The organism is Sanguibacter biliveldensis (genome assembly GCF_033798665.1).
Classification (GTDB): domain Bacteria; phylum Actinomycetota; class Actinomycetes; order Actinomycetales; family Cellulomonadaceae; genus Sanguibacter; species Sanguibacter inulinus.
In genome coordinates this window covers 2,766,693-2,780,131 of sequence record NZ_CP138359.1, presented here as the reverse complement: position 1 = coordinate 2,780,131, position 13,439 = coordinate 2,766,693, and the positions used below count along the sequence as shown (strand labels likewise).

Annotated in this window: 10 protein-coding genes; 7 read left to right on the top strand and 3 right to left on the bottom strand. The window is 71.2% G+C overall.

The annotated features are described in order from the left end of the window. The 6 genes from SANBI_RS12155 to SANBI_RS12130 all read left to right on the top strand — a co-directional run bounded on the left by SANBI_RS12155 (position 1) and on the right by SANBI_RS12130 (position 8,977). Positions 1 to 1,590, top strand: coding sequence for a GTP-binding protein (locus SANBI_RS12155; RefSeq protein WP_319155365.1), 1,590 nt, complete (start codon positions 1 to 3; stop codon positions 1,588 to 1,590). Positions 1,591 to 1,823: 233 nt separating this feature from the next. Next, entirely contained in the window at positions 1,824 to 2,411 is a 588-nt protein-coding gene (locus SANBI_RS12150) for a single-stranded DNA-binding protein (RefSeq protein WP_319155363.1), read from the top strand. A gap of 177 nt (positions 2,412 to 2,588) precedes the next feature. Beyond that, a complete protein-coding gene (gene ettA / locus SANBI_RS12145; protein ID WP_056129736.1) occupies positions 2,589 to 4,271 on the top strand; it encodes an energy-dependent translational throttle protein EttA in 1,683 nt (560 codons plus the stop codon). A gap of 49 nt (positions 4,272 to 4,320) precedes the next feature. Next, positions 4,321 to 6,759 (top strand): dynamin family protein, encoded by a 2,439-nt coding sequence (locus SANBI_RS12140; RefSeq protein WP_319155361.1) that lies wholly within the window; start codon positions 4,321 to 4,323, stop codon positions 6,757 to 6,759. Further along, positions 6,759 to 8,378, top strand: a complete 1,620-nt coding sequence (locus SANBI_RS12135) for a GTPase (protein WP_319155359.1) — start codon at positions 6,759 to 6,761, stop codon at positions 8,376 to 8,378. Before SANBI_RS12140 ends, SANBI_RS12135 begins: the two co-directional genes overlap by 1 nt. Positions 8,379 to 8,458: 80 nt before the next feature. Then, a complete protein-coding gene (locus SANBI_RS12130) occupies positions 8,459 to 8,977 on the top strand; it encodes an acyl-CoA thioesterase (protein WP_319155357.1) in 519 nt (172 codons plus the stop codon). On the opposite strand, the gene SANBI_RS12125 is transcribed toward SANBI_RS12130, so the two are convergent. The 3 genes from SANBI_RS12125 to SANBI_RS12115 all read right to left on the bottom strand — a co-directional run bounded on the left by SANBI_RS12125 (position 8,952) and on the right by SANBI_RS12115 (position 11,558). Then, positions 8,952 to 9,947 carry a DNA topoisomerase IB gene (locus SANBI_RS12125; protein WP_319155355.1) on the bottom strand — a complete coding sequence of 332 codons (996 nt, stop codon included), beginning with the start codon at positions 9,945 to 9,947 and terminating at the stop codon, positions 8,952 to 8,954. The genes SANBI_RS12130 and SANBI_RS12125 overlap by 26 nt on opposite strands. Positions 9,948 to 10,232: 285 nt before the next feature. Continuing rightward, positions 10,233 to 11,147, bottom strand: coding sequence for an acyl-CoA thioesterase (locus SANBI_RS12120; RefSeq protein ID WP_319155352.1), 915 nt, complete (start codon positions 11,145 to 11,147; stop codon positions 10,233 to 10,235). Positions 11,148 to 11,156: 9 nt separating this feature from the next. Next, positions 11,157 to 11,558, bottom strand: a complete 402-nt coding sequence (locus SANBI_RS12115; RefSeq protein WP_319155350.1) for a globin — start codon at positions 11,556 to 11,558, stop codon at positions 11,157 to 11,159. Positions 11,559 to 11,752: 194 nt separating this feature from the next. On the opposite strand from SANBI_RS12115, the gene SANBI_RS12110 reads away from it, so the two are divergent. Next, entirely contained in the window at positions 11,753 to 13,429 is a 1,677-nt protein-coding gene (locus tag SANBI_RS12110) for an MFS transporter (protein ID WP_319155348.1), read from the top strand. Positions 13,430 to 13,439: the final 10 nt, after the last annotated feature.

Genomic DNA, 13,439 nt, shown 5'->3' with positions numbered 1-13,439 from the left:
ATGACCACTCCACAGGAGCGCACCGTGACCCCGTCCGACACCCGCCCCGCCCGCCGCACGGCCGAGACCGCGTCGACGGACGGAGCGCGCTACTCCGAGCACGTCGCCAACCTGCGGCACGCCCTCGAGGTCGCCGGAGACAGGCTCGACCCGCAGGTCGCCGCCCATGCACGCTCAGTCCTCGCCGGGGCCGACGAGCGGCTCGCCCTCGGCGTCGACCACACGATCGTCGCGCTCGCCGGGGGCACAGGCTCGGGAAAGTCGAGCACCTTCAACGCGATCTCCAGGCTCTCCTTCGCCGATGTCGGGGTGCGCCGCCCCACGACGGCCCGGGTGACGGCCTGCGCCTGGAGCGACGACGCGACCCCGCTGCTCGACTGGCTCGAGGTGGACACCGAGCGCCGCATCAGCCGCGGCACCGAGCTCGACGGGGCGGAAGAGGAGTCCCTCGCGGGGCTGATCCTCCTCGACCTGCCGGACCACGACTCGATCGCCTCCGCGCACCGGGAGATCGTCGACAGGATCCTGCCTCTCGTCGACCTGCTCATCTGGGTCGTCGACCCGCAGAAGTACGCCGACGAGGCGCTGCACGCCGGGTACCTGCAGTCCTTCGTCGGCGCCGAGGCGTCGATGATCGTGGTGCTCAACCAGATCGACACCGTCGCGGCTGCTGGCCGTGACGCCCTCGTCGCCGACGTCTCGCGTCTTCTCCGCGAAGACGGTCTGGTCGGGGTCGACGTGCGTGCGGTGTCTGCGCGCACCGGTGAGGGGATCGACGAGCTCCGGGAGACCTTGCGCGAGGCTGTCAGCCGCCGCAGCGTCGCGGCGCGCCGTCTCGCCGACGAGCTCGACCGAGAAGGCCGCCGGATCGCCGAGGAGGTCCCCGCGTCCGTCCTCGAGCAGGTCGCTCCGCTGGTGCCGGGCGAGGTCGACCGCGTCGCCGTCGCGGTCGGCGTGCAGGCTGTCGTCGACGACGTCCGCGCGAGCGTCCGCTCGGGCCGGACCGCGGCCCGGGCGCCGGAGTTCCGCAGCCCGCAGGAGTCTGCTGTCCGGGTGATCCGCAGCCGGTGGGTCAGCAAGGTGGCCGACGGCATGAAGCCTGCCTGGGCCCAGTCTCTCGACGAGGCCGTCCCGGAGCAGGACGCGATCTCCGCGGCGCTGCTCGGGGCCCTCGAGGCCGTCCCTGTCGACGCCTCGCCGTCCGCGAGGGCGAAGAGCCTGCGCAAGGCCGCGTGGTGGGTCCTCGGCGCAGCCGTGGTGCTCGCGGTCGCCGCGATCCTCGTGGTCGCGGGGGTCGTCGACGTGGAGGCTGCCTTCGGTGCGGTGGCAGGGGCTGCGGCAGGCGCCGCAGTCCTCGTGGCTGTCGTCCTGCTGGTCGTCGGGTCACGGACTCGCGCGGCTGCGGCCGACGAGCGCGCGGAGAAGGTCAAGACCGCAGCACTCGACGCGTTGCGGTCGACTGTCGAGACCACGCTCGCACGACCGGCGCAGACAGTGCTCGACGAGCACCGCACAGTGCGCGAGTCGGCGCTCTCGGTCCGGGACAGCGGGTCGGCTGCGTCCGCCGGGACGGGCCCTGCGCAGCGCTAGGTCCTCGTCGAGATCTTCTCGTCAGGCCGTCGTGGAGCGGTGCTCCACGGGCCTGGACGCTCGAGGACCGGTGCCCTCGTCGGTGCCTGCTCTGAGGTCTTGGCTCGTCCCCAGTGGCGTCTGGACAGCCGTCGTCCACAGCGCCCCGCAGACTCCTCGTCGAGCGCAACCAGGTCGCGAGATGCTCGGTCCTCTCGACGTCCGACCAGGACGTCCGCGGTCGTGGAGGACCTATGAGCATCGACAGCAAGATCACCGTCTCCGGCTGGGTCGGGACCCAGCCACGCCACGTCGTCACGCAGAACGGCACGTCGTTCACAGTGTTCCGTCTCGGCAGCACGAAGCGCTACTTCGACAGGTCCCAGGAGAGCTGGGTCGACGGCGCGACGACCTGGTTCACGGTCAAGACGTGGCGCAGCGCTGCTGTCAACGTCGCCGAGTCCTTGCGCAGGTCTGACCCGGTGGTCGTCCACGGTGCCCTGTCGACCGAGGTGTGGGAGTCGCCCGACGGACCTCGGACGACGCTGGTGATCGAGGCTGACGCGCTCGGCCCGGACCTCACCCGGGGTCAGGCCACGTTCCGGCACACGGTCCACCAGGCCGGGGGAGAGGCCGTCCACCCGACCGGCGCCGAGGTGAGCACCTCGACGCCGTCCGGCGGCTCACCGCTCGACCCTCTCCTCACCGCACCTCTCGACCCTCTCGACGCAGCACCCCTCGACTCGTCCGCCGAGGACCCGTGGTTGGTCGACGGGAGCCGTGCGCAGGTCGACAGGTCGGCGTCGGAGCCCTCCGAGACGGTCCCGGCCGTGAGCGCGTAGGCTGGGGGGTCGAGCATCCCGCCGGGTCGCTCGGCCCCGTGGTCTCCTCTCGACCTCGCACCAGTCGTGCGTCGTCGGCAGGGCTGCGGTCGTGCGGCGAGCGGCGGGCATCCCCTAGAACTGCGCGCGAGCGAACCCGCTCCTGCGCCCGACGAGCATGAGGCGGACAGAGAGCCAGTGGCTGAGTTCATCTACTCCATGTACAAGACGCGCAAGGCGCACGGCGACAAGGTCATCCTCGATGACGTGACGCTGAACTTCCTCCCCGGAGCGAAGATCGGGGTCGTCGGCCCCAACGGTGCCGGCAAGTCGACCATCCTCAAGATCATGGCGGGGCTCGAGCAGCCCTCCAACGGCGAGGCACGCCTGTCTCCAGGCTTCTCCGTCGGCATCCTCCTGCAGGAGCCGCCGCTCAACGAGGAGAAGACCGTCCTGGGCAACGTCGAAGAGGGCGTCGCAGAGATCAAGGGCAAGCTGGACCGCTTCAACGAGATCTCGGCCCTCATGGCTGAGCCCGACGCGGACTTCGACACCCTGCTCGCCGAGATGGGAGAGCTCCAGGAGGCGCTCGACCACGCCGACGCGTGGGACCTCGACGCGCAGCTCGAGCAGGCGATGGACGCGTTGCGGTGCCCGCCGCCGGACGCCGACGTCAAGGTCCTCTCCGGTGGTGAGCGCCGCCGCGTGGCGCTCTGCAAGCTCCTCCTCGAGAAGCCCGACCTGCTGCTCCTCGACGAGCCCACCAACCACCTCGACGCCGAGTCGGTCCTCTGGCTCGAGCAGCACCTGTCCTCCTACGCCGGCGCGATCCTCGCCGTCACCCACGACAGGTACTTCCTCGACCACGTCGCGGAGTGGATCTGCGAGGTCGACCGCGGACGCCTGTACCCCTACGAGGGCAACTACTCGACCTACCTCGAGAAGAAGGGCGAGCGCCTCAAGGTCCAGGGCAAGAAGGACCTCAAGCTCGCCAAGCGTCTTGCCGACGAGCTCGAGTGGGTCCGGATGAACGCCAAGGGCCGTCAGACCAAGTCGAAGGCTCGTCTGGCGCGCTACGAAGAGATGGCCGCCGAGGCAGACCGCACCCGCAAGCTGGACTTCGAAGAGATCCAGATCCCGCCGGGCCCGCGTCTGGGCAGCGTGGTCATCGAGGCCAACGACCTCAACAAGGGCTTCGACGGTCGCACCCTCATCGACGGGCTCTCCTTCACGCTGCCGCGCAACGGCATCGTGGGGGTCATCGGCCCGAACGGTGTGGGTAAGACGACGCTCTTCAAGACGATCGTCGGCCTCGAGCCCCTCGACGGTGGCGAGCTGAAGATCGGTGAGACGGTCTCGATCTCCTACGTCGACCAGTCGCGTGGTGGCATCGACCCGAAGAAGTCGCTCTGGGAGGTCGTCTCCGACGGCAACGACTACATCAAGGTCGGCAACGTCGAGATGCCGTCGCGGGCCTACGTGGCCGCCTTCGGCTTCAAGGGCCCGGACCAGCAGAAGGCCGCAGGCGTGCTCTCCGGTGGAGAGCGCAACCGTCTGAACCTGGCGCTCACCCTCAAGCAGGGCGGGAACCTCCTGCTGCTCGACGAGCCCACCAACGACCTCGACGTCGAGACCCTCGGCTCGCTCGAGAACGCTCTGCTGGAGTTCCCGGGCTGCGCCGTCGTGGTCTCTCACGACCGCTGGTTCCTCGACAGGGTCGCGACCCACATCCTCGCCTACGAGGGCACCGAGGAGAACCCCGCGTCCTGGTACTGGTTCGAGGGGAACTTCGCCTCGTACGAGGAGAACAAGGTCGCGCGCCTCGGTGACGACGCCGCACGTCCGCACCGCGTCACGCACCGCAAGCTCACCCGCGACTGATCTGTCTGCCACGGGTGTGGACCAGGGGAAACTCCGGCAGACTGCATCCATGACAGACGGATCGCCGCACGCGCACCAGGTCGACGACGACGATCGCGTCGTCGTCGACCTGGTGTCGTCTCTGACGGACCTGCGGTCCGCGATCCACAGGGCGGGGTTCCCGCTCGAGACGGTCACCGCTCCGAGGGCACGGGCTGAGCGGACCAAGGCCCTCGACCAGCTCGACGACTATCTGCTCCCGCGGCTCAGGTCGCAGGACGCACCGATGCTCGTCGTCGTCGGCGGGTCGACAGGCGCCGGCAAGTCGACGCTCGTCAACTCGATCCTCGGAGAGCGGGTCACCGCACCCGGAGCGCTGCGCCCGACGACCCGGTCGCCGGTCCTCGTCCACCACCCGCTCGACACGGAGTGGTTCACGAGCGACCGGATCTTCCCTCACCTCGCTCGCGAGACGGGCGGGACCCCGTCCAGCGTGCCGCCCCCACCCCCGCACGGCGCGTCGGGGCCCGGTCGCAGCCCGGACCGTCGCCAGCACGGTGACGACAGGCCCTCGCGCTCTCTGCGCCTGGTCCCGTCCGAGGCGCTGCCGCGCGGTCTCGCGATCCTCGACGCCCCCGACGTCGACTCGGTCGTCGCCGGCAACCGAGAGCTCGCCGCTCAGCTGCTGGCCGCGGCCGACCTCTGGCTCTTCGTCACCACGGCCGCCCGCTACGCCGACGCCGTCCCGTGGGAGCTCCTCGACGAGGGTGCCTCCCGACGCGCGCAGGTCGCGATCGTCGTCGACAGGATCGACCCCGGGGCGGAGGTCGTCGCCGACCACCTCCGCGAGATGCTCGCCGCGCGCGGGCTCGGTCACGCCCCGGTCTTCGTGATCCGGGAGACGTCCCTCGTGGACGGTCTGCTCCCCGTCAGCCTCGTCGCGCCGGTGTCGCGCTGGCTGACTGCTGTCGGGAGCGACGCGACAGCCCGCGACGCCGTCGTGGCCGCGACCCGGGACGGGGTCGTGGACGACCTCGTGGGCCGGGCGCTCGTGCTCGCCGACGCCGCCGACGCCCAGGACGCCGTGGCCTCTGCCCTGCGGCGGACCGTCGAGCGCGCCTACGACGAGGCGGCGCGCGAGATCAGCACATCGACCTCCGACGGGTCCATGCTGCGTGGTGAGGTGCTCTCACGCTGGCAGGACTTCGTCGGGACCGGTGAGTTCATGCGCGGGGTCGAAGAGCGGATCGGCCGCGTCCGTGACGCTGTCAGCGGGTTCTTCCGCGGCCGCCCAGGGAGCGCGCCCAAGGTGGCGGTCGCGATCAGCAGCAACCTCGAGGCGATCGTCTTCGACGCCGCGGACCGAGCGGCAGAACGGTCCTACTCGGCGTGGCAGGACGACACCGCCGGTGCCGCGCTGGGCCCCTCTCTCGACCTCTCGAGGGCCTCGGGCACTCTGCGCCAGGACCTCGCGGAGCAGGTCCGCGGCTGGCAGGGTGACGTGCTCGCCCTCGTGTCCGAGCGCGGCGCCTCCAAGCGCGGACGGGCACGGGTCCTGGCCGTCGGGGTCAACGGGATCGGCGCAGCACTCATGATCGTGGTCTTCGCCTCGACCGGAGGGCTCACGGGCGCCGAGGTCGGGATCGCGGGCGGGTCGGTGCTCCTCGCCCAGCGTCTCCTCGAAGGTGTGTTCGGGGACGATGCCGTGCGTGCGCTCGCGCGCGACGCGCACGGGCTGCTCACCCGACGCGTCCGTGTGCTCCTCGACGCCGAGGCTGCGCGGTTCACCTCACGGATCGACGAGGCCTTCGGTGGCGGGGAGCGCGGCACGCCGGCCGGACAGGGCGGGATGTCCCACGGTGCTGGCCAGGCGTCAGGGTCTACCACCCGCCCGGGGAGCGACACCGCGACGGACCCGGCCAGCTCGACACAGGGCCCAGGTCGAGGTGCGGGCCCGGAGCTGAGGGCCAGGGCGTACGCCGTCCAGCGTGCCGCTGCCCAGGGATGGGCCGGTCGGGCGACCCCGTCGTTGCACCCGACGACGGTGCCGCTCGACGGAGCCGTCACGGGCGATTACGTCGGCGGCGCGAGCGCCGGCGCAGGTGGGACGCTCGAGGCGGACGAGCGGGTGCGGGTCGGACGTCTGCGGGGGGCCGACCTCGAGATCGTCGAGAGCCCGTACGCTGCTCCGGTGCCACCACCACCGCTGCCTCCCGCACGTCGCGGCATGCTCAGCAGGTTCTGGCACCGTCGGGCGGACCGTCAGGACGCCGGGCAGCCCTCGGTCCCGCCGGCTCCGAGCGGCTGGCCGGCGGCAGGCTCACAGGCCAGCGGTCCGACCGTCGTCGAGACCCGCTCGGGCGACGTCGACCGCACAGACGCGTCCCGACGGGACGACACTCTCCGAGCACCAGCACCAGCACCAGCACCAGCACCAGCACCAGCACCAGCACCAGCACCAGCACCAGCACCAGCACCAGCACCAGACGACCGGGAAGGTCCGCGCTGATGCGGGCTCTCGCTACCTCTGGCCGCCGCCGGAGCGAGGCGCTGACCCTGCGGGTCCAGGCACTCGAGAGTGCTCTCGAGGCCGGGCGCGGATGGCTCGACGGGCCCACGGTCGAGCGGGGTGAGCAGGTCGCCGCGCACGCCCGTGCGAGGCTGGACCAGTCGGTCGACCACACCGTCGTCGCGCTGGCAGGCTCGACGGGCTCGGGGAAGTCCTCCATCTTCAACGTGCTCGCCGGTCACGACCTGGCGACCCCGGGGGTCCGCCGGCCGACCACCTCGCGGGCGATGGCGGCAGTCTGGGAGGCAGACCCGCAGGGGGCGCAGGCGGCGTCCCGGCTGCTCGACTGGCTCGACGTCCCGTTGCGGACCTTCCTCGAGCCCGGAGCCGACAACCAGGGTCTGGTCCTCCTCGACCTGCCAGACCACGACTCCGTGGTCGTCGAGCACCGGGTGCGCTCCGACCTCCTCGTGGACCGTGCCGACCTGCTCGTCTGGGTGGTCGACCCGCAGAAGTACGCCGACGCCGTCCTCCACGAGCAGTACCTGCGCCCACTTGCCGGTCATGCCGGCGTCGTCGTCCTGGTGCTCAACCAGATCGACAGGCTCTCGCACGTCGACCAGCTCCAGTGCCTGGCGGACCTGCGCCGTCTCGCAGCCCAGGACGGGCTCGGGTCGTGCCCCGTCATCGGTCTCTCTGCTGTCACCGGACAAGGCGTGGGGGAGCTGCGCTCGCTCGTTGCCTCGGCCGCAGCCGCCCGCGAGGCCGCGACCTCTCGACTGCTCGCCGACGTGCGGGCTGCTGCCGAGCGTGTCTCGCAGGAGTGCGGCCCCGCGCGCGAGGTGCGCAACCGGGCCGCAGCCCGAGGCGAGCTGACGACGGCGCTGCTGCACGCGGCACGGGCCGACGTGGTGGTCGACGCGGTCCGCGCGTCGTCCTTGCTGCGCGCCCGGGCTGCCACGGGGTGGCCGTTGACACGGTGGGTCGGACGGTTGCGCTCTGACCCTCTGCGGCGGCTCAACCTGCTGCGCCGTGACGTGCGGACCGAGCTGAGTCGCACGTCTCTGCCGCCCATGGACGCGGCGATGGCTGCCAAGACCCACACAGCCGTCCGGGAGTACGTCGACGGTGCCTCGGCCGGAGCACCGGCCCCGTGGGTGCTGGCCACGCGCGCACTCGTCCGGGACGACGGGCTGCCCGACGCCCTCGACCAGGCTGTCGCACGGACCGAGCTCGACGGGGAGCGGCGTCCCCGCTGGTGGTCGGTCGCGTCGGCCGTGCAGTGGGCCGCGGTGGCCGTGCTGCTCGTCGGGGTGCTCTGGCTCGCGGGCCTTGCGGTGCTGTCCTTCATCCAGCTGCCCGTGGCGAGCTCGCCGGACATCGAGGGATACCCCATCCCGACGCTGCTGGTGGTCGTCGGCCTGCTCCTCGGCGTGATCCTCGCCCTCATCGCACGGCTGCTGTCCTACATCGGCGCGAACAGGGCGGCCAGGCGCGCAGAACGGCGGCTCCGGGTCCAGGTCTCGGCGGTCGCGAGCCTGTCGGTCGTCGAGCCTGTCGAAGCCCAGCGGCACCTCCTGGACGAGTGCCGAGCGGCCGCGGCCCTCGCGGCCCGCTGACCGGACCAGCGTCCGGCCGGGAGGCGGCCTGTGCTGGGCAGCGTCACGAGGTCCCACCCGAGGTGTGCTGAACTTGTCGGGTGACTCGTCTCTTCGTCCCCGTCCAGCTCAGGTGGTCCGACCTCGACGCCTACGGCCACGTCAACAACGTCGAGATGTTCCGCATCCTCGAAGAGGCGCGGATCACGGCCTTCTGGGCCCATCCCGCAGAAGAGGCGTCACCGGCCGCCGCGCACGACGCCTGGCCGACAGCCGTCCTCGACTCCGGTCCCGGTGCCTCCTCCCACACCTTCGTGGCCCGTCAGGAGATCGAGTACCTGCGGCCTCTCGGCTTCGCCAGGCGACCTGTGCGGGTCGAGATGTGGATCGGGCACATGGGCGGCGCGAGCCTCGACGTCTGCTACGAGGTGCACGACGACTCGAGCCCGACCGAGCGATCGGGCCCGGGGTCGACCGCACGACCCGTCGCACGGGCCGTCACCACGATCGTCCTCGTCTCGGCCGAGACGGGTTCACCGCGCCGCATCGCCCCTCACGAGCGCGCTGCGTGGGAGCCCTTCGTCGGGGAGCCCGTCAGCTTCCGTCGCCGAGGAGCCTGATCACCGCAGCCTCGGCGGCCGAGCGGGTGCTGCACGGCGGGATGGTCGAGCCACGCTCCCACAGGTCGAACAGACGCGGGTCGATGTAGGACGCGCGGGCGACCGTCGGGGTGTTCCCGAGCTCACCGGCGACCGTGCGCACCACGCCGGTGACGACAGTCCTGCGCTTGCGGTCGGACGAGGGCGCGGGCCCGGCCGCCTCGAGCAGCTGGGCCGCGAGGACGGTGGCGTGCCAGGTCCTGAACACCTTCGCGCTCGCGTCGGAGCCGAGGCGCTCCTTGACGTAGCCGGAGACGTCGGCCGAGGAGACTGTGTGCCACGTCGCGGGGCTGCCGGGCTTGCGCCAGGCGACCAACCTGTCGGAGGGGTCCCGACGACGCAGGAAGGTCCGGACGGCCGCGTGGACGTCGGGGTCGTCGATCGTGATGTCCTGGTCCTTGCCGGACTTCGCCGGGAACTGGAACCTCACCGTCCCGTCGCGTCGGGCGGTGACATGAGAGCGCAGCAGGGTCGAGACGCCGTGGCTGTCGTTCTTCGCGGCATAGGACTCGCCGCCGAGGCGGAAGAGCCCGACGTCGAGCAGCCTGAAGACGACAGCGAGGGCCTTGTCCCGCGGCATGCCGGGCAGCTGGAGGTCGCGGGTCACCCGCCCTCGAGCACCCGGCAGCCTCGACCCGACCTCGAGGGCATGGTCGTGCTTGGCCCGGTCGCGGCGCTCGCGCCACTGCGGGTGGTAGATGTACTGGCCGCGCCCGGCGGCGTCGACCCCGTAGGCCTGCACGTGCCCGTTGGGGTACGGGCAGATCCACACCTGCTCCCAGGCTGGCGGGACGACGAGGTCACGGCAGCGCTCGAGCACCTCGGGATCCTCGACGCGCTGACCCGAGGAGTCGACATAGCTGAAGCCGCTCCCGCTGCGCCGGCGGGAGATGCCGGGCTGGGAGACGGTGACACGGCGGAGGCGAGGCATGGGACGATTCTGACCCCGCGCGAGCGGCGCAGCATCCTGAAGCCTGTGCAGAGCCAGAGCCAGAGCCAGAGCCAGAGCCAGAACCAGAGCAAGAGCCTGTGCAGAACCACAACCAGAGCCAGAGCGGGTTCCCGCCCAGAACCACAACCAGAGCCAGAGCGGGTTCCTGCCCAGAACCACAACCAGAGCCAGAGCGGGTTCCCGCCCAGAACCAGTTCAGAGCCCGGGCCAGAGCGGGACCCGGCGCAAGAGCCAGCGCGAGACCCGGCCCCAGCGCCGCGCAGCCTACGGCACGCGGACCATGCCCTCCTGGGCCACGCTCGCGACGAGCACACCTTCCTGCGTGAACACCTCGGCCGTCCCGAGCCCTCGGCCGCCCTGCGCCGACGGGGACCCCTGGACGAACAGCAACCACTCGTCGACGTGCACGTCGCGGTGCCACCACATGGCGTGGTCCAGGCTCGCGACGCTCAGGCCCGGGGTCATCCAGCTGTTGCCACCCTTGCGCAGGACGGGCTCGAGCATGATCTGGTCGCACGCGTACATGAGGAGTGCGCGGTGCATCAGCTGGTCGGCCGGGACCTCTCCGCGGGCCCGCATCCACACGCACTGGCGGTCGGTCTGCTCGCCGCGCGGGCCGAGGTACAGGGAGCCTTCGACGTGACGGACGTCGAAGGCGCTCTGCCGCGACCAGAAGTCTGCGACAGGGTGGTCGATGGCGCCCAGCTCCTCCTGAGCGGAGCGGACCTCGTCGGGGGCGGGGACGTCAGGCATGGCCGAGGAGTGCTCGACGCCCTCCTGGAGCTCCTGGAAGGAGGCGATCATCGAGAGGATCGCGCTGCCGCTCTGGTACGCGTGCGTCCGGCGGGCGCTGAAGGAGCGGCCGTCCCGCAGGCGCTCGACGGCGAAGTCCACGGGCTGCTGGATGTCTCCGGCCCGCAGGAAGTATCCGTGCAGCGAGTGGGGGAGACGACCGCGGTCCACGGTCGCCCCGGCGGCGAGGAGTGCCTGGGCGAGGACCTGACCTCCGTAGACACGACCGTTGGGCTGGTGCACGCTCGCGCCGGAGTAGACGTCTTCTCCGGTCTCGGCCCCGAGGTACTGCAGGTCGAGGACGGACAGCAGATGAGCGAGCGGGTCGTGCGGGGCCGTCTGGTCGGGCGAGACGGTCTGCACTGTGGCCTCGGTCTGGTCGGTCACGCGGGACTCCTACTCGTCGAAGGTGTTGATGAGTGAGTGGGCAGCCCGGTCGAGGTAGTCCCACAGGGTGGCGCGGTGCAGCGGCGGGAGGTCGAGAGAGTCGACGGCCCTGCGCATGTGCAGCAACCAGTGGTCACGAGCCTCCGGGTTGACCTTGAAGGGCGCGTGCCGCATCCGCAGCCGCGGGTGCCCGCGGGTGTCGGAGTAGGTCGTCGGACCGCCCCAGTACTGCTCGAGGAACAGCGTCATGCGTTCCTTGGCGGGCCCGAGGTCTGCCTCGGGGTACATGGGACGCAAGATCTCGTCCTCGGCCACGCCCTCGTAGAAGGCGTCGACCAGCCTGACGAAGGTCTCGTGGCCGCCGACCTGGTCGTAGAAGACGTCGGTCTGTCCGGGGGTCTGGTCGCTCACCCAGCCATCATCGCAAAGTTCCCGTCCGGCTCGCGCACGCTCACCCGGGTCGAGCGGCCCGGGACCGTCGTGATCGGGCAGGCCCGCACGCCACCCTGTGACCCACGTCACGAGATGCTTGCCAGCGGACCCCCTGTGCTCCTACGTTCGAGCCAGGAGACCGCGTGCGCGTCCTCCCTGATCGGAGGGTCCAGATGAGCGCCTCACCGTCCCAGACCACGCACACGACGCAGGCCGCACCGTGGCTGCCGCTGCTCGTCGTCGTCCTCACCCAGATCCAGGCGTCCTTCGCCGTCAACGCGCTCACGGTGTCGATGGAGGGGATCACCACAGACCTGAGCACCCCCGCGACGTCGGTCGGCACGGCGATCACCGCCGGGACCTTCGCGATGGCCGCCTTCATCCTGCTCGGCGCCAAGGTCGGTGCCAGGTACGGGTCGCGCACGGTCTTCCAGGTGGCCGTCGCGATCCACGCGCTCGCGATGGCAGGCGTCGCGCTCAGCCAGAGCCCCGCGATGCTCTTCGTCGCCCAGGCGTCCTCGGGCGCTGTCATCGCCCTCATCGCCCCGGCCCTCACGGTGTTCATCGCGACCAGCTATCACGGTCCGCAGCAGGCCAAGGCGATCGGCCTGCTGGCCGCCGCGATCCCGGCGGCCGGGGTCCTCGCGCTGCTCGTCGCGGGGACCTTCGCGACGACCATCGGCTGGCGGTACTCCTTCGCGCTCATGGTGGCCCTCGGCGCCGTGAACCTCGCGCTGAGCTTCCGCCTCAAGCCTGTTCCCCCGCAGCCCGGGCTGTCGATCGACTGGGTCGGAGCCGGGATCGCCGCCGCCGCGATCATCGCGCTGAGCTTCGGATTCAGCGGTCTGGGCTCGTGGGGCGTCGTCCTCGCCACCCCGCAGGCCCCCGTCGAGGTCCTCGGCCTCTCGCCCGCCTTCGTGCTCGTCATCGTGGGGGCTGTGCTCGGGCAGGTCTTCTTCCGCTGGGTGCGCCGACGCCAGGACGCCAGGCAGTCGCGGATCTTCGACCTGCGGGTCCTCGCGACGGGCTCGGAGAAGGCCGTCACGGCATGCATGGCCATCATGCTGTTCGTCGGGACAGCCGCGAACTTCCTCATCCCGCTCTACATCCAGGTGGTGCAGGGGCGCTCCAGCATCCAGACGTCGTTCTCGATCATCCCGTACACGTTGTCGATCTTCCTCGCCAGCACCTTCGTCGCGTACCTCTACGCGCAGTACTCGCCGAGCCTGCTGGCCCGCTGCGGCTTCGTCGTCGTCGCCCTCGCCCTCGTGCTGCTCGCCTTCACCATCAAGAACGACTGGGGCCAGGTGCTCGTCGTGCTCGGTCTGGTCCTGCTGGGCCTGGGGCAGGGGGCGATCGTCGCCCTGGTGTTCAACACCCTGCTGTCCTCGGCGCCGCGCGAGCTCGCCGGTGACGTCGGGGCGTGGCGAGGGCTGGTGCACAACCTGTCGGGGAGCGTCGGCATCGCTGTCGCGAGCGCCTTCGCGGTCGGTGTGCTCGCCTCGACCGTGGCGAGCGCCGCCGCCCAGCACCCCGAGATCCCACCCGGCCTCGTCGCGCAGGTCGACCTGGACGACGTGAACTTCCTCAGCAACGCCCAGGTCGCCGAGATCCTGGCGCGCACGACAGCCAACCCCGTCGAGCTGGCCGCGGCGATCGAGGTCAACAGCGAGGCACGGCTGCGAGCACTCCAGATCTCGCTGCTCGCGCTCGCGGGCATCGCGACGCTCGCGATCGTCCCGGCCGGACGGATGCCCAAGGTCCGTCCGGGGGACCTCCCCGAGGTCCTCGAGCCCGACGACCCTGACGCGATCGACGACGAGACGGCCGCGAGCCCGGAGCGTGGCTGAGAGGGTCTCT

Excerpts from the sequence above, each read along its gene's own strand:
- SANBI_RS12155 (WP_319155365.1), top strand. The coding sequence starts at position 1 with ATGACCACTCCACAGGAGCGCACCGTGACCCCGTCCGACACCCGCCCC.
- SANBI_RS12150 (WP_319155363.1), top strand. The coding sequence starts at position 1,824 with ATGAGCATCGACAGCAAGATCACCGTCTCCGGCTGGGTCGGGACCCAG.
- SANBI_RS12140 (WP_319155361.1), top strand. The coding sequence starts at position 4,321 with ATGACAGACGGATCGCCGCACGCGCACCAGGTCGACGACGACGATCGC.
- SANBI_RS12135 (WP_319155359.1), top strand. The coding sequence starts at position 6,759 with ATGCGGGCTCTCGCTACCTCTGGCCGCCGCCGGAGCGAGGCGCTGACC.
- SANBI_RS12125 (WP_319155355.1), bottom strand. The coding sequence starts at position 9,947 with ATGCCTCGCCTCCGCCGTGTCACCGTCTCCCAGCCCGGCATCTCCCGC.
- SANBI_RS12110 (WP_319155348.1), top strand. The coding sequence starts at position 11,753 with ATGAGCGCCTCACCGTCCCAGACCACGCACACGACGCAGGCCGCACCG.